This window comes from Paenibacillus sp. FSL M8-0142 (genome assembly GCF_038597315.1).
Classification (GTDB): Bacteria; Bacillota; Bacilli; order Paenibacillales; family Paenibacillaceae; genus Paenibacillus_AQ; species Paenibacillus_AQ lactis.
The window spans coordinates 952,888-977,564 of record NZ_CP152008.1; the positions used below are offsets into that span (position 1 = coordinate 952,888).

20 protein-coding genes, 16 tRNA genes and 2 rRNA genes are annotated in these 24,677 nt (G+C 51.5%); 36 read left to right on the top strand and 2 right to left on the bottom strand.

Annotation, left to right across the window (positions count from 1 at the left end; all coding sequences use genetic code 11):
* The first annotated feature begins 67 nt into the window (after positions 1 to 67).
* Positions 68 to 1,780 carry a glycosyl hydrolase family 18 protein gene (locus NSQ46_RS04235; protein WP_341342415.1) on the top strand — a complete coding sequence of 571 codons (1,713 nt, stop codon included), beginning with the start codon at positions 68 to 70 and terminating at the stop codon, positions 1,778 to 1,780.
* A gap of 141 nt (positions 1,781 to 1,921) precedes the next feature.
* Here the strand turns inward: NSQ46_RS04235 and NSQ46_RS04240 are convergent, their stop codons facing one another.
* Positions 1,922 to 2,287: a DUF2614 family zinc ribbon-containing protein gene (locus tag NSQ46_RS04240; RefSeq protein WP_028406927.1), complete on the bottom strand. Its 366-nt coding sequence runs from the start codon at positions 2,285 to 2,287 to the stop codon at positions 1,922 to 1,924.
* A 224-nt stretch (positions 2,288 to 2,511) separates the two neighbouring features.
* On the opposite strand from NSQ46_RS04240, the gene NSQ46_RS04245 reads away from it, so the two are divergent.
* From NSQ46_RS04245 to NSQ46_RS04390, 30 genes are all read left to right on the top strand, one after another.
* On the top strand, positions 2,512 to 3,393 hold the full coding sequence (locus NSQ46_RS04245; protein ID WP_028406928.1) for a nucleotidyltransferase-like protein: 882 nt from the start codon (positions 2,512 to 2,514) through the stop codon (positions 3,391 to 3,393).
* 172 nt (positions 3,394 to 3,565) lie between these two features.
* On the top strand, positions 3,566 to 4,039 hold the full coding sequence (gene tnpA / locus NSQ46_RS04250; protein ID WP_251535087.1) for an IS200/IS605 family transposase: 474 nt from the start codon (positions 3,566 to 3,568) through the stop codon (positions 4,037 to 4,039).
* Between the two features lie 752 nt (positions 4,040 to 4,791).
* Positions 4,792 to 6,345 (top strand): 16S ribosomal RNA (locus tag NSQ46_RS04255).
* Positions 6,346 to 6,768: 423 nt separating this feature from the next.
* Positions 6,769 to 9,814, top strand: a 23S ribosomal RNA gene (locus NSQ46_RS04260).
* Together the 16S and 23S rRNA genes with 16 tRNA genes alongside form the textbook arrangement of a ribosomal RNA operon.
* A 161-nt stretch (positions 9,815 to 9,975) precedes the next feature.
* A tRNA-Asn gene (locus NSQ46_RS04265) sits at positions 9,976 to 10,051 on the top strand.
* Between the two features lie 5 nt (positions 10,052 to 10,056).
* Positions 10,057 to 10,148, top strand: a tRNA-Ser gene (locus NSQ46_RS04270).
* Between the two features lie 15 nt (positions 10,149 to 10,163).
* A tRNA-Glu gene (locus tag NSQ46_RS04275) sits at positions 10,164 to 10,238 on the top strand.
* A 65-nt stretch (positions 10,239 to 10,303) separates the two neighbouring features.
* Positions 10,304 to 10,379: transfer RNA gene (locus tag NSQ46_RS04280), tRNA-Val, on the top strand.
* A 29-nt stretch (positions 10,380 to 10,408) separates the two neighbouring features.
* Positions 10,409 to 10,485, top strand: a tRNA-Met gene (locus NSQ46_RS04285).
* A 29-nt stretch (positions 10,486 to 10,514) separates the two neighbouring features.
* Positions 10,515 to 10,591 (top strand) — tRNA-Asp (locus NSQ46_RS04290).
* Positions 10,592 to 10,656: 65 nt separating this feature from the next.
* Positions 10,657 to 10,732, top strand: a tRNA-Phe gene (locus tag NSQ46_RS04295).
* Between the two features lie 18 nt (positions 10,733 to 10,750).
* Positions 10,751 to 10,826: transfer RNA gene (locus tag NSQ46_RS04300), tRNA-Thr, on the top strand.
* 4 nt (positions 10,827 to 10,830) lie between these two features.
* Positions 10,831 to 10,916, top strand: a tRNA-Tyr gene (locus NSQ46_RS04305).
* A 7-nt stretch (positions 10,917 to 10,923) separates the two neighbouring features.
* Positions 10,924 to 10,997 (top strand) — tRNA-Trp (locus NSQ46_RS04310).
* Positions 10,998 to 11,017: 20 nt separating this feature from the next.
* Positions 11,018 to 11,093, top strand: a tRNA-His gene (locus tag NSQ46_RS04315).
* A gap of 16 nt (positions 11,094 to 11,109) precedes the next feature.
* Positions 11,110 to 11,184, top strand: a tRNA-Gln gene (locus NSQ46_RS04320).
* Between the two features lie 8 nt (positions 11,185 to 11,192).
* Positions 11,193 to 11,267: transfer RNA gene (locus NSQ46_RS04325), tRNA-Gly, on the top strand.
* A gap of 11 nt (positions 11,268 to 11,278) precedes the next feature.
* Positions 11,279 to 11,352 (top strand) — tRNA-Cys (locus NSQ46_RS04330).
* Between the two features lie 11 nt (positions 11,353 to 11,363).
* Positions 11,364 to 11,437, top strand: a tRNA-Arg gene (locus NSQ46_RS04335).
* Positions 11,438 to 11,444: 7 nt separating this feature from the next.
* Positions 11,445 to 11,524 (top strand) — tRNA-Leu (locus NSQ46_RS04340).
* A 370-nt stretch (positions 11,525 to 11,894) separates the two neighbouring features.
* Positions 11,895 to 12,194, top strand: coding sequence for a hypothetical protein (locus NSQ46_RS04345; RefSeq protein WP_007131933.1), 300 nt, complete (start codon positions 11,895 to 11,897; stop codon positions 12,192 to 12,194).
* Between the two features lie 71 nt (positions 12,195 to 12,265).
* Positions 12,266 to 12,940 carry a PspA/IM30 family protein gene (locus NSQ46_RS04350; RefSeq protein ID WP_007131934.1) on the top strand — a complete coding sequence of 225 codons (675 nt, stop codon included), beginning with the start codon at positions 12,266 to 12,268 and terminating at the stop codon, positions 12,938 to 12,940.
* A 2-nt stretch (positions 12,941 to 12,942) separates the two neighbouring features.
* Positions 12,943 to 13,440, top strand: a complete 498-nt coding sequence (locus tag NSQ46_RS04355; RefSeq protein WP_007131935.1) for a PspC domain-containing protein — start codon at positions 12,943 to 12,945, stop codon at positions 13,438 to 13,440.
* Position 13,441: 1 nt separating this feature from the next.
* On the top strand, positions 13,442 to 14,128 hold the full coding sequence (locus tag NSQ46_RS04360; protein ID WP_007131936.1) for a PspA/IM30 family protein: 687 nt from the start codon (positions 13,442 to 13,444) through the stop codon (positions 14,126 to 14,128).
* Positions 14,129 to 14,302: 174 nt separating this feature from the next.
* On the top strand, positions 14,303 to 14,947 hold the full coding sequence (liaF, locus tag NSQ46_RS04365; protein ID WP_007131937.1) for a cell wall-active antibiotics response protein LiaF: 645 nt from the start codon (positions 14,303 to 14,305) through the stop codon (positions 14,945 to 14,947).
* A gap of 49 nt (positions 14,948 to 14,996) precedes the next feature.
* On the top strand, positions 14,997 to 16,070 hold the full coding sequence (locus NSQ46_RS04370; RefSeq protein WP_007131938.1) for a sensor histidine kinase: 1,074 nt from the start codon (positions 14,997 to 14,999) through the stop codon (positions 16,068 to 16,070).
* Positions 16,054 to 16,698 (top strand): response regulator transcription factor, encoded by a 645-nt coding sequence (locus tag NSQ46_RS04375; RefSeq protein ID WP_007131939.1) that lies wholly within the window; start codon positions 16,054 to 16,056, stop codon positions 16,696 to 16,698. Before NSQ46_RS04370 ends, NSQ46_RS04375 begins: the two co-directional genes overlap by 17 nt.
* Positions 16,699 to 16,797: 99 nt before the next feature.
* Positions 16,798 to 17,586 carry a YwmB family TATA-box binding protein gene (locus NSQ46_RS04380; protein WP_341034930.1) on the top strand — a complete coding sequence of 263 codons (789 nt, stop codon included), beginning with the start codon at positions 16,798 to 16,800 and terminating at the stop codon, positions 17,584 to 17,586.
* Positions 17,587 to 17,723: 137 nt separating this feature from the next.
* On the top strand, positions 17,724 to 19,274 hold the full coding sequence (gene zwf / locus NSQ46_RS04385; RefSeq protein WP_007131941.1) for a glucose-6-phosphate dehydrogenase: 1,551 nt from the start codon (positions 17,724 to 17,726) through the stop codon (positions 19,272 to 19,274).
* A gap of 113 nt (positions 19,275 to 19,387) precedes the next feature.
* Complete coding sequence (locus tag NSQ46_RS04390) at positions 19,388 to 20,968, top strand: peptide chain release factor 3 (protein ID WP_144872635.1); 1,581 nt, start codon at positions 19,388 to 19,390, stop codon at positions 20,966 to 20,968.
* 81 nt (positions 20,969 to 21,049) lie between these two features.
* Here NSQ46_RS04390 and sspI read toward each other — a convergent pair whose 3' ends face one another.
* Positions 21,050 to 21,289 (bottom strand): small acid-soluble spore protein SspI, encoded by a 240-nt coding sequence (gene sspI, locus NSQ46_RS04395; RefSeq protein ID WP_007131943.1) that lies wholly within the window; start codon positions 21,287 to 21,289, stop codon positions 21,050 to 21,052.
* Between the two features lie 152 nt (positions 21,290 to 21,441).
* Between sspI and NSQ46_RS04400 the strand changes: the two genes are divergently transcribed.
* The 5 genes from NSQ46_RS04400 to NSQ46_RS04420 all read left to right on the top strand — a co-directional run bounded on the left by NSQ46_RS04400 (position 21,442) and on the right by NSQ46_RS04420 (position 24,571).
* Entirely contained in the window at positions 21,442 to 22,104 is a 663-nt protein-coding gene (locus NSQ46_RS04400; protein WP_007131944.1) for a TrkA family potassium uptake protein, read from the top strand.
* Positions 22,105 to 22,183: 79 nt separating this feature from the next.
* The gene (locus tag NSQ46_RS04405) at positions 22,184 to 22,993 is read left to right on the top strand and encodes an RNA methyltransferase (RefSeq protein WP_028404771.1); all 810 of its coding nucleotides are present in this window, start codon (positions 22,184 to 22,186) and stop codon (positions 22,991 to 22,993) included.
* 168 nt (positions 22,994 to 23,161) lie between these two features.
* Complete coding sequence (locus tag NSQ46_RS04410; RefSeq protein ID WP_341342413.1) at positions 23,162 to 23,587, top strand: DUF1801 domain-containing protein; 426 nt, start codon at positions 23,162 to 23,164, stop codon at positions 23,585 to 23,587.
* A 147-nt stretch (positions 23,588 to 23,734) separates the two neighbouring features.
* Complete coding sequence (locus NSQ46_RS04415) at positions 23,735 to 24,160, top strand: SRPBCC domain-containing protein (protein WP_040740023.1); 426 nt, start codon at positions 23,735 to 23,737, stop codon at positions 24,158 to 24,160.
* 3 nt (positions 24,161 to 24,163) lie between these two features.
* Positions 24,164 to 24,571, top strand: a complete 408-nt coding sequence (locus NSQ46_RS04420; RefSeq protein ID WP_144872633.1) for a metalloregulator ArsR/SmtB family transcription factor — start codon at positions 24,164 to 24,166, stop codon at positions 24,569 to 24,571.
* Positions 24,572 to 24,677: the final 106 nt, after the last annotated feature.

The window sequence follows — 24,677 nt, forward strand, 5'->3', positions numbered from 1 at the left end:
AAGCCATTTGTAGGCGTACCCAGAACATGAATAGCTGGGGAAACGGCGGGGATAAGGAGGAGAGGTATTGGCAAGGAGAAGATATCGAAGAAAGCGTCGTGCCAGGAGAGGCTCCTTTTATATAGGTGTCATACTGATTGCTGCGGGGATCTGGTGGATCATGAATGATTTGGCGTCGAATTCGAAGCATATCGTTCCGGACTGGCTAGGAATGGACAAGCCGATCTTCGTTCAAGGAGAGCTTATGGAGCATTCTGCCCGGGGGACAAAGGCGGATCTGAAGCTGCCGCTGCCGGTGATCCAAGAGGCGGTCGACAGTAATATCCGTTATGAGCCGGATTCGAAGTCCATTATTATAACGACCACGGAATCGGTGCTGCGGATGAAGATTGGATCCCGGGAGGGCGAGCTGAACGGCAAGCCGCTAACTTATCCGGTTGCACCCGAGCTCGTTGACGGCATCGTGTATGTTCCGATGAAGCCGCTTAAAGAGCATTACGGCATAGCGGTACATGAGGATGGGGCCGACGGGGCGGTTATCCTGATGCGGGCCGGCGATTCGATTCAGCTCGCTGAGGTCGCGCCGGCCAAGCCTGACGGAACGGTTGCGATGAGAGAGGGCATGGGGAAAAAATCGCCGATCGTGCTCGATCTTTCAGCTGGGCAGCGTCTGCGCATATGGCGTGAGGAAGCAGGATGGTATTTTGTACAAACGGATAACGGATATACCGGATATGTTCCGGTGGAGCGGGTTGCGAAGAGGGATCTGAAGGAAATTCCGGTTATCGCCCAAACGCCGTCCCGAGCGGAGCGCGAGTGGAGGAATAAATCCGTTAATTTGGCGTGGGAGGCCGTGTATACGAGAAATCCAAGCCCTGATCATATTGAGCCGATGCCTGGCGTGAATGTGGTCAGCCCTACTTGGTTCAGCATTTCCGATGCTGAAGGCAACGTCAAATCCAAGGCTTCGTTGCCGTATGTTAACTGGGCGCATAAACGGAACATGGAGGTGTGGGGTCTGCTGGACAACAGCTTCGACCCTGAGCTTACGACCGAAGCGCTGTCGACGTATGAACGGAGATCCCGCATAATCGGGCAAACACTTTCCTATGCCAAGCAGTATAAGCTTGACGGAATTAATATCGATTTTGAGAATGTTCATACCAAGGACAAAGATAAGGTCGTGCAATTCGTGCGTGAGCTGAGACCGTTCGCAAAGGATCGGGGCTTGATCCTCTCCATCGATGTGACGCCGAAGTCCAACAGCGAGATGTGGTCCCTGTTTTTGGATCGAAAACGGCTTGGGGAAGCGGTCGATTACATGATGGTAATGGCTTACGACGAACACTGGGCATCCAGTCCTCGAGCCGGATCGGTCGCCTCGCTTCCATGGGCGGAGCAGTCGGTTAGACGCATTATCGAAGAGGATGGAGTACCGCCATCCAAGCTGGTATTAGGCGTGCCGCTATATACAAGGGTATGGACTGAAAAGAGCGATGGAGGAGAAGTCAAAGTCTCGTCCAAAGCCATTGGGATGGAAACAATGCAGACTCTGCTTAAGGAGCGAAAGCTTTCGGGAACCCTTGATTCAGCGACGGGACAAAACTACGTACAGTTTAAAGAAGGCGGCGCCACGAACCGAATATGGATGGAGGATGGCGTATCCCTTAAAGCCCGCGTTCAATTGGCTAAAAAGCTGGAACTTGGCGGCATTGCGGCATGGAATCGAAGCTTCGCAGTCCCTGAGGCATGGAAAACGCTAAACACGATCCATGATTAGATTTACGGCAATCCTTGTGTTAACTATTGAGAAAATAAATAAAACCGGTTATCCATAAGGGTAACCGGTTTTTTGTCTGTTTATGAGGTTTATAAAAGGGCTGGCGGCCAATCCTTGGATAGGCCGATCTTGAGCGGTCTGCTAGGTCGTGCTCTTCTGTGACTCCAGTTCCTCTGCGGTGATGTTGGCCTGGTTCGGATCCAGTGTCAAGATGGTGTGGCAGAACATGCAGCGGTCGGTTTTACCCAGCATCTTGGTCAGCTTGTCGCACTCCGGACACTGGATTTGAACAGCGCTCGTGGAGAGCATCCCGGCCCAGAAGTAAATGGCCAGACTGCCCATCATCATAATGAGACCGAATACTAACCCGACTCCTGCAAATACTTTGCCGGCTTGGCCCCAGAAGACGATACCGGCCGTTCCTAGGACCATGAGTCCCATGCCCAGCATGGTCAGCAGCAGGCCCCATGTGCGGAAAGCGTTGATTTTTGCGTTCTTAAAGATCATGGCTTCATAATCTCCTGTTCTTAAAATGTTTAATGGACTGTTCCATGAATAAAACGAGCATAGTTTGATTACAGCATCTAAAAAATGGGTTGCATTCTTGCTAAGTGAAGCAATCCGGTGTCCCTTTTTTCTTATCTCCTAAAAGAAGGAACTGACATGGACATGTAGAATTACATTATAACTGAAATGGCTGAAGTTCGCCAAGGAATGTATGGAGGGGAACCGTGGAATTAGCCAACTTTTCTTTATATTATGGAAATACGGTAGATGAAGGAGCTATTGGAGCGATCGCATACCGTAATAAGAACGATGCAGTACTTGGCTCGCCTGTTCATGATTTTGAGATGAATCTCGTTGTCGTCTATGATGGAATACCTGACGAGCCTCCCAACCAGCATTCTGTAGTGAACGGTGATCGGTGCCAGGTGATCAGCATCGGCATGGATGCATTGGAGCATGAGCTTCTTGAAGGGGAGCATAAAGTATTGATTCGGTGTTTTCTCGAAGGGGATATCATTAGTGATCATGAGGATCGCCTCGCCAAGCTTCGACGTGATTTCTTAAGATTCGCCGAGCCGATTCGGGAGCGAAAGCTGTTTATTGGGTTTGCTCATTTTTTGCAGAAATATGTGGACATCAAGCTGCTGATCAAGCAGGACCGGATTTTGGATGCATATCATACGCTTCTGGACGGGCTTCATTGCTGGGCCGAGCTGGAACTGATCGAACGGGGCATTCATCCGGAAATTGCGGTATGGGAGCAAATGACGGGACTCAATACACCGGTGCGGAAATTGTACGAAGAGCTTACGGTCAGCACGGAAACGCTTGATCAGCGGTTAGAGCTTGCGCTCCTAGCCTATGAGTTCTCGATGGTCTCAAAGCTGGAGAAGTGTGCGGCATTGCTTCTGCGCGTGATGCGCAGTCGCCGCACGCCGTGGACGATTCAGGAGCTGATCCTCCATCCGGAGCTTGCCCCGGTGGCTGCAGAGCTCCAGATCGTACTGCGCAACCTGGTGTATCGATCCTTGGTTAAGGAAGCGCCTGTGTGCAAGGAGTCCCGGCATAACGGCTTCTCTACCATCCGATATTATTCGGAGTGCTGAAGAAGGACGAGAGTCCTTCTTTTTTTGTTACGGCTTTAGCCAGTTGAGCTCGCGAAGCGTGCGAAACAAAAAACCACCCGCTATGCGGGTGGAGGGATCGAGGGTTTGACCAACAAGACCATTCCGATAAAATTGAGATGTTCAGGCTCAATAATGAAAGGAATGGTCTTAGATGGCAAACAAGAGCTATAGTTTAGCTCACACGAAGTGGATGTGCAAGTACCACATTGTGTTCACCCCGAAGTATAGACGGAAAGAGATTTATAATCAAGTGAGGAAAGACTTAATCGAAATTTTCAAACGATTATGCAAATACAAGGGAGTGGAGATAATCGAAGGTCACATGATGCCCGATCATGTACATATGTTGGTAGCAATTCCCCCAAAAATCTCAGTATCATCATTTATGGGATACCTGAAGGGGAAAAGCTCACTCATGATATTCGAGAAGCATGCTACCTTGAAGTATAAATATGGTAATCGAAAATTTTGGGCGGAGGGATACTACGTCAGCACAGTGGGCTTAAATGAAGCAACTGTAGCAAAATACATTCGTGAGCAAGAAGCACACGACCAAGCAATTGATAAACTGAGTGTGAAAGAGTATGAAGATCCATTCAGCAAAAACAGTAACAAGAAGAAGTAAACCAGTTAAACTGGTAAGTGAAAGTGACAAATTACACTGAGCCTGAACAATTTTATTGTCAGGCTAGCGTCTTTAGGCGCAGTTTGGCAACAAGGGGTTATACCCCAAGAGCAAACCACCCGTTTGACGGGTGGTTCTGATTTCTTTAATAAGCGACTCTCTCTGGTTGCAATGGTTGATGCTGTGCGGTACATGTTATCGCAGCCGCGCATGGCTGGACCAGGACACGAAGATATTCCTATACGAGTGGGAAAGGACCTCGTGTTAGACGTGTTCAGAGGACTGATCAAAAACAGCGGCAGAGCAAATTGATTTTTTTATAGTGGACTCTCGTTCAGATGGATCGATTCTCTTTTCATAGAAGCAAGACAGCGAGCAATATAGGATTTCGTTTGTTATATGAAGTCGAATAAAAAATTTATAAAGAATGTTGACGAACGCAATCGATCTGTGATACATTATAACTCGCCCCTCGAAAGGGACTTTGGTAATTCGGTTGAGAAAATGTCGAATTAAAAAGTTTTTAAAAAAAGTTCTTGACGAAAAGATGGGCGATATGATATATTATAAAAGTCGCCGCTGAGATGCGGATGACGATGAGAAACACAGGTTGATCTTTGAAAACTGAACAACGAGTGAGTAAAAACGAACCGCTTCGGCGGGGAGTTACAATAGAGAATTGAACAAATTCTCGTCAGTTTTTCTAAATGAGCTTAATCGCTCTTTCAATTCATCATCCGAAGGGATGATCTTTATTGGAGAGTTTGATCCTGGCTCAGGACGAACGCTGGCGGCGTGCCTAATACATGCAAGTCGAGCGGAGTTGATGGGGTGCTTGCACTCCTGATGCTTAGCGGCGGACGGGTGAGTAACACGTAGGCAACCTGCCCTCAAGACTGGGATAACTACCGGAAACGGTAGCTAATACCGGATAATTAAATTCGCTGCATGGCGGAGTTATGAAAGGCGGAGCAATCTGTCACTTGAGGATGGGCCTGCGGCGCATTAGCTAGTTGGTGAGGTAACGGCTCACCAAGGCGACGATGCGTAGCCGACCTGAGAGGGTGAACGGCCACACTGGGACTGAGACACGGCCCAGACTCCTACGGGAGGCAGCAGTAGGGAATCTTCCGCAATGGGCGAAAGCCTGACGGAGCAACGCCGCGTGAGTGATGAAGGTTTTCGGATCGTAAAGCTCTGTTGCCAGGGAAGAACGTCTCATAGAGTAACTGCTATGAGAGTGACGGTACCTGAGAAGAAAGCCCCGGCTAACTACGTGCCAGCAGCCGCGGTAATACGTAGGGGGCAAGCGTTGTCCGGAATTATTGGGCGTAAAGCGCGCGCAGGCGGTTCTTTAAGTCTGGTGTTTAAACCCGAGGCTCAACTTCGGGACGCACTGGAAACTGGGGAACTTGAGTGCAGAAGAGGAGAGTGGAATTCCACGTGTAGCGGTGAAATGCGTAGATATGTGGAGGAACACCAGTGGCGAAGGCGACTCTCTGGGCTGTAACTGACGCTGAGGCGCGAAAGCGTGGGGAGCGAACAGGATTAGATACCCTGGTAGTCCACGCCGTAAACGATGAATGCTAGGTGTTAGGGGTTTCGATACCCTTGGTGCCGAAGTTAACACATTAAGCATTCCGCCTGGGGAGTACGGTCGCAAGACTGAAACTCAAAGGAATTGACGGGGACCCGCACAAGCAGTGGAGTATGTGGTTTAATTCGAAGCAACGCGAAGAACCTTACCAAGTCTTGACATCCCTCTGAATCCTCTAGAGATAGGGGCGGCCTTCGGGACAGAGGAGACAGGTGGTGCATGGTTGTCGTCAGCTCGTGTCGTGAGATGTTGGGTTAAGTCCCGCAACGAGCGCAACCCTTGATCTTAGTTGCCAGCACTTTGGGTGGGCACTCTAAGGTGACTGCCGGTGACAAACCGGAGGAAGGTGGGGATGACGTCAAATCATCATGCCCCTTATGACTTGGGCTACACACGTACTACAATGGCTGGTACAACGGGAAGCGAAGCCGCGAGGTGGAGCCAATCCTAAAAAGCCAGTCTCAGTTCGGATTGCAGGCTGCAACTCGCCTGCATGAAGTCGGAATTGCTAGTAATCGCGGATCAGCATGCCGCGGTGAATACGTTCCCGGGTCTTGTACACACCGCCCGTCACACCACGAGAGTTTACAACACCCGAAGTCGGTGGGGTAACCCGCAAGGGAGCCAGCCGCCGAAGGTGGGGTAGATGATTGGGGTGAAGTCGTAACAAGGTAGCCGTATCGGAAGGTGCGGCTGGATCACCTCCTTTCTATGGAGTACCTCGCTTCCGTAGCGAAGCGGTACAAATACGGTCAGCGCAAGCTGCCGGATAAATAGGCTTTACGAAGTAAAGTCGACCTACTCACTCGTTGGTCAGTTTTGAGAGTTCAACCTCTCAAGCTTGTTGATTCCAGATCTTTCTTGTAGACAAGATCGCTGAGAATTGATAAGATATTCTTCCGGTCGTTAATCGGCCGAAGGAATTTGATCCTTGAAAACTAGATAACGAAACGAATTTGCGTTTTAGAAATATCCTTTTAGCTGAACTTGTGTCAAAACAAGTTTCAATAAAAGTAGCACGCGAAGGTTTTGGGATCATTGATCCTTTGGAAGCTTGTTTCACCATTGAGTGGTTTTATCCAATCAGGAAACAAGTGGACAACAGAGCGATGAGCACAAAACCGGAGCATAAGGTTAAGCTACTAAGAGCACACGGGGGATGCCTAGGCGCTAGGAGCCGATGAAGGACGTGGCGAACAACGATACTGCCTCGGGGAGCTGTAAGCAAGCTTCGATCCGGGGATGTCCGAATGGGGAAACCCAGCTGGTGTAATAGCCAGTTACCCGTATCTGAATACATAGGATGCGAGGAGGCATACCCAGGGAACTGAAACATCTAAGTACCTGGAGGAAGAGAAAACAAGAGTGATTCCGTCAGTAGCGGCGAGCGAACGCGGAACAGCCTAAACCAGAGAGCTTGCTCTCTGGGGTTGTGGGACGTCTCACATGGAGTTACAAAGGTTTAGATTAGACGAACAGGTCTGGAAAGGCCGGCCATAGAAGGTAAAAGCCCTGTAATCGAAAATGTGAACCCTCCGAGACGGATCCCGAGTAGTGCGGGGCACGTGAAACCCCGTATGAATCCAGCAGGACCATCTGCTAAGGCTAAATACTCCCTAGCGACCGATAGTGAAGCAGTACCGTGAGGGAAAGGTGAAAAGCACCCCGGAAGGGGAGTGAAATAGAACCTGAAACCGTGTGCTTACAAGAAGTCAGAGCCCATTATAGGGGTGATGGCGTGCCTTTTGTAGAATGAACCGGCGAGTTACGTTCCCATGCAAGGTTAAGGCGAGAAGCCGTAGCCGCAGCGAAAGCGAGTCTGAATAGGGCGACTGAGTATGTGGACGTAGACCCGAAACCGTGTGATCTACCCCTGTCCAGGGTGAAGGTGCGGTAACACGCACTGGAGGCCCGAACCCACGTACGTTGAAAAGTGCGGGGATGAGGTGGGGGTAGCGGAGAAATTCCAATCGAACTCGGAGATAGCTGGTTCTCCCCGAAATAGCTTTAGGGCTAGCCTCGGAATTGAGAGTCGTGGAGGTAGAGCACTGATTGGGTGCGGGGCCCGCAAGGGTTACCAAGCTCAGTCAAACTCCGAATGCCATAGACTTATATCCGGGAGTCAGACAGTGAGTGCTAAGATCCATTGTCAAAAGGGAAACAGCCCAGACCATCAGCTAAGGTCCCCAAGTGTGTGTTAAGTGGGAAAGGATGTGGAGTTGCACAGACAACCAGGATGTTGGCTTAGAAGCAGCCACCATTTAAAGAGTGCGTAATAGCTCACTGGTCGAGTGACTCTGCGCCGAAAATGTAACGGGGCTAAACACACCACCGAAGCTATGGCTTGAATCGACTTCACTGCTTCTTTGAGGTAGTGAGCCTGAGTTGAACATTTTTGTCAGACTTGAAATGAAATCAAGGATGACCAAATGCTCTCAGGGGTTAAACACACTTCGAAGGCGGAGTGAAGTCGATTCAGGGGTAGGGGAGCGTTGTATGTAGGTTGAAGGTGTACCGTAAGGAGCGCTGGACAGCATACAAGTGAGAATGCCGGTATGAGTAACGAAAAGATCAGTGAGAATCTGATCCGCCGAAAGCCCAAGGTTTCCTGAGGAAGGCTCGTCCGCTCAGGGTAAGTCGGGACCTAAGGCGAGGCCGAAAGGCGTAGTCGAAGGACAACAGGTTGAAATTCCTGTACCACCGTAAACCGTTATGAACGATGGGGTGACGCAGGAGGGTAGTGACGCGGACTGATGGATGTCCGTCCAAGCAGTGAGGCTGATGTGTAGGCAAATCCGCACATCGTAAGGCTGGGCTGTGATGGGGAGTGAAAATTACAGTAGCGAAGGTCATGATCTCACACTGCCAAGAAAAGCCTCTAGTCAGGTGAAGGTGCCCGTACCGCAAACCGACACAGGTAGGCGAGAAGAGAATTCTAAGGCGCGCGGAAGAACTCTCGTTAAGGAACTCGGCAAAATGACCCCGTAACTTCGGGAGAAGGGGTGCCTCGGTAGGGTGAATAGCCCGAGGGGGCCGCAGTGAAAAGGCCCAAGCGACTGTTTAGCAAAAACACAGGTCTGTGCGAAGCCGCAAGGCGAAGTATACGGGCTGACGCCTGCCCGGTGCTGGAAGGTTAAGGGGAGCGGTTAGGAGGTAACTCCGAAGCTGTGAACCGAAGCCCCAGTAAACGGCGGCCGTAACTATAACGGTCCTAAGGTAGCGAAATTCCTTGTCAGGTAAATTCTGACCCGCACGAATGGCGTAACGACTTGGGCGCTGTCTCAACGAGAGATCCGGTGAAATTTTAATACCTGTGAAGATGCAGGTTACCCGCGACAAGACGGAAAGACCCCATGGAGCTTTACTGCAGCTTGATATTGGATTTGGGTACGATCTGTACAGGATAGGTGGGAGCCTTTGAAGCATGAGCGCCAGCTTGTGTGGAGGCGACGTTGGGATACCACCCTGATCGTATCTAGGTTCTAACCTGGTACCGTGATCCGGTACGGGGACAGTGTCAGGCGGGCAGTTTGACTGGGGCGGTCGCCTCCTAAAGAGTAACGGAGGCGCCCCAAGGTTCCCTCAGAATGGTTGGAAATCATTCGAAGAGTGCAAAGGCATAAGGGAGCTTGACTGCGAGACCTACAAGTCGAGCAGGGACGAAAGTCGGGCTTAGTGATCCGGTGGTACCGCATGGAAGGGCCATCGCTCAACGGATAAAAGCTACCCTGGGGATAACAGGCTTATCTCCCCCAAGAGTCCACATCGACGGGGAGGTTTGGCACCTCGATGTCGGCTCATCGCATCCTGGGGCTGAAGTAGGTCCCAAGGGTTGGGCTGTTCGCCCATTAAAGCGGTACGCGAGCTGGGTTCAGAACGTCGTGAGACAGTTCGGTCCCTATCTGTCGTGGGCGTAGGAAATTTGAGAGGAGCTGTCCTTAGTACGAGAGGACCGGGATGGACGTACCGCTGGTGCACCAGTTGTTCCGCCAGGAGCATGGCTGGGTAGCTACGTACGGACGGGATAAGCGCTGAAAGCATCTAAGCGTGAAGCCCCCCTCAAGATGAGATTTCCCAGTATGTAAGACCCCTTGAAGACGACGAGGTAGATAGGTTGGAGGTGGAAGTGCAGTAATGCATGGAGCTGACCAATACTAATCGGTCGAGGGCTTATCCTAAAATTACCCCAAAAAGTGAAGCGAAGCTTTGAAGCGGATGCCGAATACTTTTCGGGGACCCCGATCCAACCATTGGGGAAATGCTACGGATTCTAAACAACGCAAAGACGTTTCGTATCTAGTTTTCAGGTGATCAAATCATCACTTGAACTGAATAATGTTCCCTGATAGCTCAGTTGGTAGAGCACTCGACTGTTAATCGAGTTGTCACAGGTTCGAGTCCTGTTCGGGGAGCCATTTATGGAGAGGTGTCCGAGTTGGCCGAAGGAGCACGATTGGAAATCGTGTAGGCGTCAAAAGCGTCTCGAGGGTTCGAATCCCTCTCTCTCCGCCACTATTATTTAAGTAAGGCCCGTTGGTCAAGGGGTTAAGACACCTCCCTTTCACGGAGGTAACAGGGGTTCGAATCCCCTACGGGTCACCATCTTTCTTTTAAAAAGACTTGATTTCGTCGCCGGTTATCTGGTATGATAGAAATCGCTTTGTTACGGAGGCTTAGCTCAGCTGGGAGAGCATCTGCCTTACAAGCAGAGGGTCGGGGGTTCGATCCCCTCAGCCTCCACCATAAATAACAATGTAACCCTTTTATAATGACGCGGGGTGGAGCAGTTCGGTAGCTCGTCGGGCTCATAACCCGAAGGTCGCAGGTTCAAATCCTGCCCCCGCAACCAATTATATCGCATTAGCGATAGTGCCTCGTGGAACTGTGGTGTAGAGGCCTAACATGCCTGCCTGTCACGCAGGAGATCGCGGGTTCGAATCCCGTCAGTTCCGCCATTTTTTAACTTTTGGGATGAGATGAGTGTCCGATATGGGATTCGTCGAAGTCACGAAGAGCGCAAGGCTCGGTAGCTCAGTCGGTAGAGCAGAGGACTGAAAATCCTCGTGTCGGCGGTTCGATTCCGTCCCGAGCCACCATGTTTCACAATTGCATACGCCGGTGTAGCTCAATTGGTAGAGCAACTGACTTGTAATCAGTAGGTTGGGGGTTCAAGTCCTCTCGCCGGCACCACTATGGAGGATTAGCGAAGTGGCCAAACGCAGCAGACTGTAAATCTGTTCTCTTACGAGTTCGGTGGTTCGAATCCATCATCCTCCACCAGTTTTATAGGGGCATAGTTTAAAGGTAGAACAGCGGTCTCCAAAACCGTTAGTGTGGGTTCAATTCCTGCTGCCCCTGCCAATCGAAAATTTATAAATATGGCGGTCGTGGCGAAGGGGTTAACGCACCGGATTGTGGCTCCGGCATTCGTGGGTTCAAGTCCCATCGATCGCCCCATATTTCAAAATCATATTGGGGATTAGCCAAGCGGTAAGGCAACGGACTTTGACTCCGTCATGCATAGGTTCGAATCCTATATCCCCAGCCATGATTTCTGCGGACGTGGCTCAGCGGTAGAGCATCGCCTTGCCAAGGCGAGGGTCGCGGGTTCGATTCCCGTCGTCCGCTCCATTTTTATTTGTGGCGCCATAGCCAAGTGGTAAGGCACAGCTCTGCAAAAGCTTTATCCCCAGTTCGAATCTGGGTGGCGCCTCCATTTACCAATCTGTGCCCTTAGCTCAGCTGGATAGAGCGTTTGACTACGAATCAAAAGGTCAGGAGTTCGAATCTCTTAGGGCACGCTTTTATGCCGGTGTGGCGGAATTGGCAGACGCGCGCGACTCAAAATCGTGAGGGAAACCGTGGGGGTTCGAGTCCCTTCACCGGCATCATGCAAAAGGAATGCAAGACGATTATCGTCTGCATTCCTTTTTTGCGTTTTTCGTCTGATGATCGGTTGGTATGACAGCGTTCAACTGCAGTGAGATGTGCTTCTTGTCGAAGTGCGTTGTTCCTATGAAAGAAGAGCGCGGGTTCCTATGGATCGAACACCGTCAGGATGAAATGGCGAATAGGCGATCTGACCCTGCTTTAAATGGGCTAGGGATGGATTGGACGCAGGTCCATAGAAGGCCCCGACTTAGGTCTAGGTGCAAAAACCGTCCGCAGTCCGTTTTAGTGAAACGCGAAATTACCTAGAATAGAGTCATAAGGTTGAACACATAAACAACGATCAAACGACAGAAAGGCGGTGTATAAATGAGATATTCGAGAGGAAACGGATTAAGTCTCCTGCTGATTGGTTTAGGGGTTTTGATTCTTCTGGGTGTATTCGCTCCTCTGCTCGGATGGTTGTTCAGTCTTTTGCTTCCCGTTCTGATGATCGCTTTGGGATATTACGGAATTCGGAGAGGCAACGCTCTGATCGGGTGGATCATTCTCGGTATCGGCGTCATCTGGTTGATGGGTAAGCTGTCTTGGCTCATCGGTCCGGTACTCGGTATTATCCTGATCATCTATGGGTTGTCCCGATTCAAGAAGGGAAGACCGCGTTACTAAATGCGATTATAGGATAACAGCCAGCTGAAGTTAAGGATAAGAAGTTGATAGAAGAGGAGGGCTAAACCCAAATGAGTGTTTTCAGACGGATACGAGATATTACCGTTGCAACCTTGAATGAAAGACTCGAGCAGAGTCAGGATCCGGTTCGATTGATCGACCAGTTCCTTCATTCGACCAGACAAGACATCACGGAAGCCGAGAAGCTTCTGCAGCAATGCCAGACTCACTCCAGGCAGCTGAAGCAGCAGGTTGACCAAGCCGAGACGATGCGGGATAAGCGTGAGGAACAAGCGCTGCTTGCATTGAAAGCCGGTGAGGATCATCTGGCGAAGCTGGCACTTCAAGAGAAGTTGATTTATGAAGAAAAGATTGAACAATACCAAGGCTTGTTGTCTACCAGCCTGGAATCGCTGAGAGAGATTGAAGAGCAGCTCGGGGAGCTCCGCATGGAGTATCAAACCGTATACAGCAAGCGTCAATACTATGTTGCCCGAATGGAGACACTCCGTCTGCAGCAGAAGATGAATGAACGCACCGGTGCATACGGTGGTCAAGACGTTCCGAAGATGTTCAACCGGCTCGAGGATCGCATCAGCGATTGGGAGCTTGAAGCCAGAAGCTTGCGCGATTTACGCCGGATGGGCCAAGAGTATGTGGAGCAGGCAGGCAATACCGTCTCTTCCGTACTCGAAAAGGAGCTTGCCCGTTTGAAGCAAAAGCTGAATGACAGCGGAAAGGAGTAATCATGACTAGATTGTACCGTTCTACCCGAGACAAAATGTTTACCGGGTTGATCGGCGGCCTATCCGATTATTTCGGAGTCGAATCGACCATCCTCAGAATTATATTTGTAGTCAGTATCTTTTTCACTGGCGGTACAACACTATTAATTTACCTGATCGCGACGTTGGTTGTTTCCAAAGAGCCGCCGTATTACCACGATCCATACGCACCTCATGGAAGACATGGAGGACATGGAGGCTATCGTTTCAATGATGCACCTGGACCCGGATATAACGGCTATAACGATAACTATGGTCGTCCAGGATACCCGAATGAAGGCGGCTTTGGACCGAAATATGATCGCTCCGGCCGGCCGGATCCAGGCTATGGTCCCCGGAATAACGCATCCGCCGATTCCGGTCTGGATGCGATGATGCAAGACATCGAGAAGAAGGCATTGCAAAAAGAAATTGAAGAGTTGAAGAAAAAACTATCGGATTATGAGAAGGGAGATAAGTAACATGGGAGTATTTAAAAGAATTAAAGATATGACAAAGGCGTCGGTGAATGAGCTGCTGGATAAGGTAGAAGACCCGATTGTAATGTTGAACCAGTATCTGCGCGACATGGAAGCAGAAATTCACGAGGCAGAAGTAACCGTAGCGAAGCAAATGGCGAATGAGCGCCGGATGAAGCAGCGCGTGGACGAAGCGGTTAAGATGGCTGCACAGCGCGAGGCACAAGCCGAGCTGGCTCTGAAGAACGGTCAGGAAGAAGTTGCACGCAAGCTTCTGGAGGAAAAAATCTACTTCGATCAAAAAGTTACCGAGTACTCCGAGCTGCACCTGCAATCGGAATCCCAAGCTAAAGAACTGGTTGCCCAGCTTCATCAAATGAAAGACGAGTTCTATAAAATGCGCAACAAGCGCAATGAGCTCGTTGCTCGTGCGCAAATGGCCAAAGCCAAGAAGCAAATGTCTCAAGTGAGCAGCTTGCATACGATTGAGAGCGGCAGCGCTTCGATGGGCTTCCACCGCATGGAGGAAAAAATCATGCAGATGGAGGCAGAAGCGGACGTGCTTCGCGCACCATACCGTCCGAACAACGCGGCTTACACCAGCCCGGTGGATGCCGAGAAGCAGCTGAAAGTCGATGAGCAGCTGGAAGCGCTGAAGAACAAACTGAACAACACCTCGAAATCGGAGTAATTGTTCAGGAAACTTAGCAAAATAAATGAAAAACCGTATGCGAAATTCCGGGTTCATATGATATGCTATACGGATGAAGCAGTCCGAGTAGTATAGGACAAAGCCATACCGTGAGGGGCTCCTCATGGATATGGCTTTTCCCGGCTTTATATTTCGTCATCAAGGAGGTGCGACATGGATCGAAACCGCTGGATCGCAGTAGGGTTCATCTGTTTAGGTTTTATTATGCTCTTCGGCCGATGGTTCGGTTTCTTTACCATTGTCGCCCTGTTGCTCATGTTTGCAGGCGTGCTTCAGGTCCGCACAGGCCAAGTGAAGAGAGGCTACATTCTGCTCGGGGTCGGAGCTGTCATGCTGATGCTGGAGCACCTCATGCTGATTATCGGCGTCAGCCTGATCTCGCTTGGCATTTTCTACGGAAAATCCAGACGGGCGCATGGTACAACCGGCTATGTCCAGAAGCAAAGCTTTATGTCCAACTTCGATTGGGACCAGTCGCCATGGGTTATGCGCAGTCTGAGCATATGGCATGTGCTCGGAGAAGCTGATGTGGACCTGTCCCTGGCTCTGCCGGAGGAGCGTCATACGGTTATGATGTTTCACGGTTTGCTTGGGGATATCGATCTGATGATCCCCGATTATTACGGGGTGGAAATCGAGGCCTTCATCCTGTTCGGATCGATCCATATGGGCGACCGGAAGGAGACGGGCATCATGAATCGCGTACGTTATCAATCTCCCAACTATGAGACGAGCGAATATAAAGTGAAATTCATCGTTTCGTATTTAGGCGGAGATTTGAGTATACGAATGACGTAAATGACTTATTCATACATTGGATTTGGATACCAATCAGGAGGGTTGCCCCGTGGAAACGGAAAAAAAAGCAAACATCATAACCCGTAGCATGCGCGAGGGAGCCCTTCTGGGATTGGTTGTCATGCTGATCGTGTTGTACTTGCTGTATACATACGGGTACTTACAGCCGTTTGAGACCTGGAAGGGGCGGATTGAAGCGCTGATCACCATCGTGCTTCTGCCGGTCGGTCTTGGGGCCATTTATGGGTTTTATCAAGGATATCGGGTCAAACGAAGAATTGATCTTGTACGGGAAACGCTGGTAAGCTGGGAGAAGGGTAGTCTGACCGATGTGATGCCGGATATCGGGGAGGACGAAGTCGGACGGCTGGGCGAGCAGCTGGTGCGCATCAGCAAGCGTTGGGAGGACCAGGTCTCCTCCTTGCAGCGGCTGTCGACCAATAACGCCCAGCTGGCGGAGCAAGCCCGGGTGACGGCGATCGTCGAAGAGAGGCAGCGACTGGCCCGCGAGCTGCACGATGCGGTGTCCCAGCAGCTGTTCGCCATTTCGATGACCGCCACGGCGGTTGGCAGAACGCTGGATAAGGATTTTGACAAAGCCCAGCGCCAGGTGGCTCTGATCGAGGAAATGTCGGCGGTTGCCCAGTCCGAGATGAGGGCGCTGCTCCTTCATTTGCGGCCGGTCTATTTGGAGGGTAAAGCCTTGGAGCAAGGTCTGCGGGATCTGATTAAAGAACTGCAGATTAAAGTGCCGATGGAAATTACGTTTGAAATGGACGAGGATATTCACTTGGTGAAGGGAATCGAGAACCACTTGTTCCGGATCATTCAAGAGGCCATGTCCAACACGCTTCGTCATGCCAAGGCGGACAAAATGGATATCCGCATTCACCGGAGGCAGAATACCGTTCGGGTAATGCTCCGCGATGACGGTGTCGGGTTTGAGCTGGATGACAAGAAGCAAACCTCTTACGGCCTGTCGACCATGCAGGAACGGGTCACGGAGATCGGGGGCTCCATTCAGTTTATTACCGCCCCCGGCAAAGGAACACGCATTGAAATTACGGTACCGCTGATGAATGAAGAACGCAAACGGGGGGATAGCGATGGAAACACCGATTAAAGTGCTGCTGGTGGACGATCACGAGATGGTCCGGATCGGCCTCGCCGCCGTGCTGGGCACGGAGGATGGGATCGAAGTTGTAGGGGAGGCAGGCAGCGGTGAGGAAGGCATCCGGCTTGCTCAGGAGTATCAACCGGATGTGGTGCTGATGGATCTGGTGATGGATGGAATGGACGGGATCGAGACGACCCGGCAGCTCATGAAGCAGTTCCCGAATCTCAAGGTGATTGTGCTGACGAGTTACCTGGACGACGAGAAGATGTATCCGGTCATTGAAGCCGGCGCCTTTAGCTATCTGCTAAAAACATCCCGGGCCTCCGAGGTTGCGGACGCTATACGCGCAGCGGCACGCGGACAGTCGGTTCTGGAGTCGCAGGTCGCTTCCAAGATGATGAATCGTTTCCGTCATCCGCAAAACGAGGCTCCGGCTCATCAGGATTTGACGGACCGGGAAATGGAGGTTCTGCGTCTGCTCGCCCAAGGCAAATCGAATCAGGATATTGCCGATGAGCTTATCATTGGAATCAAGACGGTGAAATTTCACGTTACGAATATTCTGGGCAAGCTTGGCGTTGAGGATCGTACCCAAGCGGCTATATATGCGTACAAAAATGGGTTGGCTGAGTAGAAGAGCCGGCTCATTTTTTTATGCCTGCTTGTATATTTTCCTCCCGAATCGGCGATCCTTTTACTAGATTGATAGATTGCACGGGGAGCGTGACGAGCGGTGAGGAGAATATCATTTCAAATATTGGGGATGGTAATGGTGCTATGCAGCTTGGTGGGAATACTGGTCGGATTTTCAGACGTAAAATCCAGTCCGTTGTCCGGAAGTGCTCATGAAGCACCGGCCGCAGCTGCTCAAGCAGAGCGCGATTTGCGGCTTCTCCTCCAGCTTGGACGGGAGCATGTGGATTCGGACGTTCGCTTCACCGTTAAACTGCAGGGTGAAAGTCAGGCGGTCTCCAGAGACCAAGCCATGGCTTCCGCTGAGCAGGTTGCACAGGCACTCGGCCTTCCTGCAGTCACTGCAGGAAAGGTGCATGGAAACGAAGTGTTCCGTTCCGAAGGGACTCTCGAGGGCCTTCCGGTCCAGATGGATTGGGCGCTTACCCATCTAGGGGGAAGCTATGTACGGGTAATGCTGACCGCCGAAGGGGAAGCGCAGGGCGAGCGGATGATTGGGATGCAGCAGCGCGTGCTGGATGAACTGGCTCATGCCGGCGTCGAGGCCGCGATGAATGCTGCCGTTCAAGGCTACAGCGCAAGGCAAGAAGGAGCTGCCGAGACGATCGGTCGGCTTGAAGGGGATCTTGGCCGGACATTGACGATGCGCTTGGTGGAGGATTATGAAGACGGAAAGACGGTCAGCCGATCCTACGAAGCTCCAGCGCTGGGCACTTTCGTCAAAAGCGGGGAGCAACCGATTCAAATGCAGCTGGCAGTGCATGAAGATTCGATGAAGAAAAGTAGTAGAATCACGATCGGATTTCCCGTCATTACTGTAGAATATTGAAAACAGCATCTGAAACTATAATGAAAAAATGCGGAATGAGATAGCATAGTTGATATGAATGTGCTAAAATGTCATCAAATCAAAGAAAGTCCAGATGCATAAAAATACACTATATTACATAGAAAGAATGAGGAGCCATGGCTGAAAAACAAAATCTAGATACATTGAAGGCACCGGGAGCGGTATTTTTCATCTTTGGGGCGACCGGTGATTTGGCAAGACGCAAGCTGTTTCCGGCGATCTACAGTCTTTATCGTGAAGGGAAACTGGATGAGGATTTTGCAGTAATCGGCGTGGCGCGTCGTCCGCGCACCCAAGAGGAATTTCGGGAGGACGTTTACCGTTCCATCCAGGAATTCTGCCGGTACAGTTCCGAGCAGGATCAGGAGTGGAATGCCTTCGCGCAGCATTTTGAATATAAATCATTAGACATTAACAATATCGACGGCTTCCGCGAGCTTCGCGAACAAACGGAGCAGCTGGAAGCGAAGTTCAACATCCCGGGCAACCGCCTGTTCTATCTGGCTCTTGCACCGGAGCTGTTCGGCAGCGTATCGTTCAACCTGATGAAGGGCGGCATGCTGGAAGGCGCAGGCTGGAACCGTCTTGTGATCGAGAAGCCGTTCGGCTACGATCTGGAGTCGGCTGCCAAGCTGAACGAAGAAATTCGCAAAGTGTTCAAAGAAGAAGAAATCTACCGCATCGACCATTACCTCGGGAAGGAAATGGTTCAGAACATCGAAGTCATCCGCTTCGCCAATGCGTTCTTCGAGCCGCTCTGGAACAACAAGCATATCGCTAACGTTCAAATTACGCTTGGCGAGACGGTTGGCGTAGAAGAGCGAGGAGGCTACTACGATCATGCCGGCGCCCTGCGGGATATGGGTCAGAACCATATGCTGCAGCTGCTGACGATGATCGCGATGGAGCCGCCTAGCCGACTGCTTGCCGAGGACATTCGGGATGAGAAGGTCAAGGTGCTTCGTTCCCTTCGTCCTTACGCTACCCATGAGGAAGTGGCGAAGAACGTCGTTCGCGGCCAATATACAAGAGGCTCTGCGGGCGGCAAGGAATTGCCGGCATACCGGGAAGAGGATAAGGTGAACCCGGAATCCAATACGGAGACGTATTTTGCCGCAAGAGTCTTTGTCGACAACTTCCGCTGGGCAGGCGTTCCGTTCTACATCCGCACTGGCAAGCGTCTTCCGGTCAAGACGACCGAGGTGGTCGTGGAATTCAAACGGATGCCGAACAACGTATACTTGGGCCAAAAGCATTCGCTTGAGCCAAACCTGCTTGTTATTCGCGTTAACCCGATGGAAGGCATCTATGTGAAGATCAATGCCAAGAAGCCGGGCTCTGAATCGGAAATCGCGCCGGTGGCCATGGATTTCTGCCAAAGCTGCATCGTCGGCATTAACTCGCCGGAAGCGTACGAGCGGCTGCTGCATGATGCTGCCCGCGGAGACTCCACTTATTTCACCCGCTGGGATGAAGTCGCTTCGGCATGGTCCTTCGTGGATCGCATCGCAAGCGCTTGGAGAGAGAACCAGGGTGAGCTGGAGTCCTATCCTGCCGGCTCCTGGGGCCCGGCCAAGGCCGACGAGCTTCTTAAGGAAGACGGCTTCCACTGGTGGCCGGTGAACGGTCAGCTGGAAGATAATGTGGTTTGGCTAAAAGGCGAATAACGCGTTCGATATATGCCTAAAAATCATCCCCATGCGCACGTGCGTGGGGATGATTTGCGTATCAATTGTGGTACAATGATATACATGACTTTAGTAATGAAGGGATTTGTGTGATGGCAAAGCTAAGCGATGAATTAAAGCAGGAAGTGGATAAACGCCGTACGTTTGCGATTATTTCCCACCCTGACGCCGGTAAAACAACGCTGACCGAGAAGCTGCTCCTGTTCGGGGGCGCCATTCGATTGGCGGGAACTGTTAAAGCGCGCAAGGCGAGCAAACATGCGACAAGTGACTGGATGGAAATCGAGAAGCAGCGCGGTATCTCGGTCACTTCATCCGTCATGCAATTTGACTATCTTGGGCATCGGATTAACATTTTGGATACCCCGGGCCACCAAGATTTCAGTGAAGATACGTACCGTACGCTGACCGCTGCAGACAGCGCCGTCATGTTGATCGACGTAGCTAAAGGGGTCGAGGCCCAGACGATCAAGCTGTTCCAGGTGTGTGCGAAGCGGGGCATCCCGATTTTTACGTTTATCAACAAGCTGGACCGGGAAGGGCGGAGCCCGTTCGATCTGATGGAGGAGCTGGAGCAGGTGCTCGGCATCCGTTCGGTTCCGATGAATTGGCCGATCGGCTCCGGCCGGGATCTGTGCGGCGTATATGATCGGGTGAAGAATCAGGTTGAGCTGTTCCAAGGAGATGACCATTCAACGATCAAAGTGCAAAAGGTTGAAGGCTATGAGGACCCGCTGATCCGCGAGATGGCCGGCGATTACTTGCATGATCAGCTGTGCCAGGATTTGGAGCTGCTCGATGTAGCGGGCGATCCGTTTGATTACGAAAAAGTGCTGCAGGGGCAACTGACCCCGGTATTCTTCGGCAGCGCCATTAACAATTTCGGCGTGCAGACCTTCCTGGAGAATTTCCTCCAGCTGGCGCCGAAGCCCGAGCCGCGTCGCAGCACGGAAGGCATGGTGGAGCCGACGGACGAGAAGTTCTCGGGATATGTATTCAAGATTCAAGCCAACATGAATCCGGCGCATCGCGACCGTATCGCATTTTTGCGTATCGTATCGGGCAAGTTTGAGCGCGGAATGAGCGTGAAGCACGTCCGGGCCGGCAAGGAGATTAAACTTTCCCAGCCGCAGCAGTTTCTGGCGCAGGACCGGGATATTGTCCAAGAGGCGTATCCTGGCGACATTATCGGCCTGTTTGATCCGGGTATTTTCCGTATCGGAGATTCGCTCAGTCAAGGACGGGAGGTCGTGTTCGATGAGCTGCCTACGTTCTCGCCTGAGATCTTTGCCAAGGCTACCGTAAAAAATGCACTCAAGCATAAACAGTACCAGAAGGGGATCGATCAGCTGACAGAGGAGGGCACCATCCAGGTGTTCCGGACGACCAGCTTCGATGAAATCATTCTCGGCGTTGTCGGCCAGCTCCAATTCGAGGTATTTGAGCACCGGATGAAGGCCGAATACGGGGTTGACGTTCAGCTTCAGCGGCTGCCATACCAGTTCGCCCGCTGGATCGTTGATGACCAGATCGACCCGTCCAAATTCCGGATTAACTCGACATTGGTGAAGGATAAGAAGGAAAACTTCGTGGTGTTATTCGAGAACGAGTATGCGATGAGAACCGCGATGGAGAAAAATCCGACGGCTAAATTTTTGGAGACTGCACCGTAAGCTCTCCTTGATATAAGCAAAAAAACAATCCTCAGGCTGTTCAAGCTTTGAGGATTGTTTCTTTTGCGGCCGCCGGCCGTCTTAGCCTTGCGTCAGGTTCCCGGGGGTGACGTGCTTTAGATGCTCGTGAAGGGAGGAGACGAGCTGGTTTTGCTCGGAAGCATCCATGTCCTTCCACATCATTTCAAACATTACCCCTAGTCCCGGCAGGGCGGCTTCCGGCCCGTCGACGGAACCCTCGATCATGGAGCGCAGCTCTTCTTGGTCCTGATTATGGACTTTGTGAATGACAGCTTGCCGTAGATCTAACAATATGGACATCGAAATGTTCCTCCTTGTTTATGAAAGGGTCATTGGTAATGTACCCGTAGAGAGGCAGTTACATTCAAGTATTCGGGACAGTATGGTATACTGAAATAACGAATAACCAGAACAATGCGGAATGGATCTAGGCTCGTGGGAGGATTATATAAATGGCGAAGAAACAGTACGCAGTAATCGGTATGGGACGTTTTGGCACGAGTGTAGCGAAGGAATTAAGCACCATGGGCTTTGATGTATTGGCCGTGGACGCAAGTGAGCAGCGCGTGCAGGAAATCGCTAATATGGTCACGCACGCGGTATCGGCGGATTCGACTGATGAAGAAGCGCTGCGGGCGCTAGGCATTCGCAACTTCGATGTCGTTGTCGTGGCTATAGGGGAGGACATCCAGTCCAGTATTTTGACGACATTGATCTTGAAGGATCTTGGCGTGCCGGCGATCGTCGTCAAGGCAAAAAATGAACTGCACGGCAAAGTGCTCCATAAGATCGGGGCGGATAAGGTGATTTTCCCCGAACGGGATATGGGGCTCCGGGTTGCGCATCATCTGGTGTCTCCGAACATTTTGGACTATATCGACCTGTCGGATGATTACAGCATTATGGAGATGCAGGCAACGGGGGAACTGCTCGGGCACAATCTGAGAGAGCTGGATATTCGGGCCCGGTTCGGCTGCAACGTTATGGCGATCCGCAGCGAATCGGATATGAACATTTCACCCCATCCGGAAGACCGCATCGAAGAGGGCGACATTCTCGTTATCGTCGGTCACAAGAACGATCTGGCGAAGCTGGAGCTGGCTTACCCGAAATGAACCTAATATCGAATCAAGCCGGCTAATAGCCAGGCTATGATTTCTTTCTTAAATGTATAGAGGAACGGTGGATAGAGCGATGGAGATATTATCGCCGCAGAATGCCCGTGTGAAGAGCTGGGCTCAGCTGCAAGAGAAAAAGCATAGGGACAAGCAAAACAAGTATGTGGTTGAGGGGATTCATCTGGTGCAGGAGGCGCTGTCCTCGGGTGCGGATGTCGAGTGCGTTGCCTTTGACATCGAGCGGGGCATCCCTCGGGAGCTTACTGGCATACCGGACACGGAACAGGGTGTCGAATGGATCGGCGTATCCCATGCGGTGATTGCCAAAGTAAGCGATACGCCTTCCCCGCAGCCGGTATTTGCCGTCGTTCGCAAGGAAGCCGGGCAATGGCAGGATCTGATCATGCGTGAAGGCGGCCTTGTGATGGTTCTGGATGGTTTGCAGGATCCGGGAAATGTCGGAACCATTATCCGTACGGCGGATGCAGTAGGAGCTGCAGGCGTTGTGCTTGGCCGAGGCTGCGCCGATGTATACAATCCGAAAACGCTTCGCTCCACGATGGGATCGTTATTTCATTTGCCGGTGCTTGAAGGCGATCTCCTGGAGATTTTGCCGGAGGCTCGAGCGAAAGGTGCCCGGCTGGTGACCACGCTGCTCGAAGGAAAGCGCTCATGCTTCGAGTATGACTTTCAAGGAACATGCTGGATCGTCATCGGCAGTGAAGGAAGCGGGGTATCCCCTGAGGTTGCAGCTCTGGTGGACGATGCGATTCGTATCCCCATGCCTGGACAAGCCGAATCGCTGAACGCGGCGATGGCTGCCTCCGTCCTTATGTATGAAGCACTGCGTCAGCGGGAATACAGCGACAGCAAGACTGGACATTGATCGAGTTTGTTCGATCGGCTCCAGTCTTTTTTACTTGATAATCGATTCGTCGATGAGAGAGTTCAGGATATCATGGAACGATCTTACAGGATGGGCATAACAGCCGTCTTATACAGTTTCGTTGGATAGGGAATGATGAAAATGATACCGGGGAGAGGGGAAAGCGGCATGTACGAGCAAAAAACGAAAGAGACGGAAAACAGCGTCATCGAATTTATCGAGCAGGTGGACAATCCCAAAAAGCGGGAGGATGCTTATCGTCTGCTGGACATTTTTACGGAAACGAGCGGTTTTCCGGCTAAAATGTGGGGGCCCAGCATCATCGGATTCGGTTCCTATCATTACCGGTATGCTTCCGGGCATGAAGGCGATTCGCCGTATGTCGGCTTCTCTCCGAGGAAGGCGAAGATAAGCCTGTATTTTGCGCCGGGAGATGAGCAGCGCGAGGAGCTGCTGGCAAGCTTCGGCAAATATACCGCCGGGAAAGGCTGCGTCTATATCAATAAAGTTGCCGATATCGATGAAGAGGTGCTTAAGCAGCTCATTCGGCAATCCATCGATTTTCTCCAGCGAACCTATCCGGTTCAGGAGTGAGTGAGTTTTTGGGTAACGCCGCGTATGGTTTATGGGTATGGAAGACAGGTAAGTTATGGCAGTTGACATGAAACCGTTTGGTTTCATATAATGCTATTATGAAACCAAACGGTTTCGTAATATTGGATAAAGCGAGGTAGACTGATGATGGACAACGCAAGCGGTGCTAAACTGCCGGATATACGACATACGCTTACTTTAAAGGCTCCGATCGACAAGGTGTGGCATGCGGTGGCTACATCCGAAGGGATTGCGGCTTGGTTTATGCCGAACAACTTCGAGCCAGCCGTGGGCTTTGAATTTCAACTGAATGCCGGGCCATTCGGCATGTCCCCATGTAAGGTAACCGAGCTCGACCCGCCGCATCGGTTAAGCTTTAATTGGGGGAAGGACTGGACGCTAACGTTCGAGCTGGTTGAACAGGGCGAGCATACCGAGTTTACGCTTATTCACGGCGGCTGGACCGCTGATCAGGTTACGGAATTCGGGGAAGCTCACGAGCTTGTTCGCGGGCGCATGGATAACGGCTGGGCAGGCCTTGTTCAAAAGCTCGCCGGATATGTCGAGGGATAAGCCATGTCCGGGGCCGCTCCGAGGCACGACGTATTCCAGGCGATCGCCGATCCAACACGCCGTAAGCTTCTTGGCCTTTTGAGCGAGAAGGAAATGCCGGTCAAGGATATTACCGGGCATTTCTCCATGACCCGGCCGGCGGTATCGAAGCATCTTCGCATTCTGGAGGAAGCCGGGCTTGTGAAGGAACGCAAGGTCGGACGGGAGACGCGATATCGTCTGGATGCAGGGCCGCTGCAGGATCTGAAGGACTGGCTGTCCTATTTCGATCGTTTCTGGGAAAACAAGCTGTCGATGCTGAAGCATTATGTGGAAGAGGGACCGATGGATCAGGAAACGCCGGCAGGCCAGGATCCAGCCCTTTCCTTGGCGTCACGAACGTCTCGTCCGAATCAAGAAGAGCAGGGATAACGATTCCTTGCTCTTCTTTTTTGCCGGTTGTCCGCATACCCTCTATACAGGAGGAGCTTGCCAGGGTGATCTTGCCGCATCCAGGACGCCCGAATAGGGGGGATAC

Coding starts and splice junctions, on each gene's coding strand:
- liaF (WP_007131937.1), top strand. CDS start 14,303: ATGGATCGAAACCGCTGGATCGCAGTAGGGTTCATCTGTTTAGGTTTT.
- NSQ46_RS04350 (WP_007131934.1), top strand. CDS start 12,266: ATGAGTGTTTTCAGACGGATACGAGATATTACCGTTGCAACCTTGAAT.
- NSQ46_RS04400 (WP_007131944.1), top strand. CDS start 21,442: ATGGCGAAGAAACAGTACGCAGTAATCGGTATGGGACGTTTTGGCACG.
- NSQ46_RS04415 (WP_040740023.1), top strand. CDS start 23,735: ATGGACAACGCAAGCGGTGCTAAACTGCCGGATATACGACATACGCTT.
- NSQ46_RS04240 (WP_028406927.1), bottom strand. CDS start 2,287: ATGATCTTTAAGAACGCAAAAATCAACGCTTTCCGCACATGGGGCCTG.
- NSQ46_RS04420 (WP_144872633.1), top strand. CDS start 24,164: ATGTCCGGGGCCGCTCCGAGGCACGACGTATTCCAGGCGATCGCCGAT.
- zwf (WP_007131941.1), top strand. CDS start 17,724: ATGGCTGAAAAACAAAATCTAGATACATTGAAGGCACCGGGAGCGGTA.
- NSQ46_RS04390 (WP_144872635.1), top strand. CDS start 19,388: ATGGCAAAGCTAAGCGATGAATTAAAGCAGGAAGTGGATAAACGCCGT.
- NSQ46_RS04410 (WP_341342413.1), top strand. CDS start 23,162: ATGTACGAGCAAAAAACGAAAGAGACGGAAAACAGCGTCATCGAATTT.
- NSQ46_RS04355 (WP_007131935.1), top strand. CDS start 12,943: ATGACTAGATTGTACCGTTCTACCCGAGACAAAATGTTTACCGGGTTG.
- NSQ46_RS04375 (WP_007131939.1), top strand. CDS start 16,054: ATGGAAACACCGATTAAAGTGCTGCTGGTGGACGATCACGAGATGGTC.
- sspI (WP_007131943.1), bottom strand. CDS start 21,289: ATGTCCATATTGTTAGATCTACGGCAAGCTGTCATTCACAAAGTCCAT.
- tnpA (WP_251535087.1), top strand. CDS start 3,566: ATGGCAAACAAGAGCTATAGTTTAGCTCACACGAAGTGGATGTGCAAG.
- NSQ46_RS04360 (WP_007131936.1), top strand. CDS start 13,442: ATGGGAGTATTTAAAAGAATTAAAGATATGACAAAGGCGTCGGTGAAT.
- NSQ46_RS04405 (WP_028404771.1), top strand. CDS start 22,184: ATGGAGATATTATCGCCGCAGAATGCCCGTGTGAAGAGCTGGGCTCAG.
- NSQ46_RS04345 (WP_007131933.1), top strand. CDS start 11,895: ATGAGATATTCGAGAGGAAACGGATTAAGTCTCCTGCTGATTGGTTTA.